We start from the raw sequence: 233 nt of genomic DNA, 5'->3' as shown, positions 1-233 counted from the left end.
CCAGTGGAAGTGGAAAGAGAATTGGCTAAGAGTAAGAAGTTTGTCACATGTCAACCAGCAGGATAGGGAGACATGGACAAGATATGCCAGGAGAAATGCCAAAGTTCGATAGCACTGCTTTTTCGTTTCTTTCTACTTCTTTTTGTCTTCCATGATGGATTTTCTGTGCTTAGGATCAAAGGAAGCATAACCAAGAGCACCTTTACAACTTTTTTTTTTCTCTTGCTGCTACA

Annotated in this window: 1 protein-coding gene; it reads right to left on the bottom strand. The window is 40.3% G+C overall.

Going from position 1 to position 233, the window contains the following annotated elements:
- Positions 1-50: 50 nt before the first annotated feature.
- Positions 51-233 (bottom strand): hypothetical protein (locus SB749_RS21010; protein WP_410712026.1); only part of this gene is annotated, 183 nt, incomplete at its 5' end.

Origin of the sequence: Brevibacterium sp. SIMBA_078, from assembly GCF_046534565.1 — a bacterium.
GTDB lineage: Bacteria > Actinomycetota > Actinomycetes > Actinomycetales > Brevibacteriaceae > Brevibacterium.
Note: the sequence above shows the minus strand (reverse complement) of the source record. Positions and strands in the feature narration are given on the sequence as shown.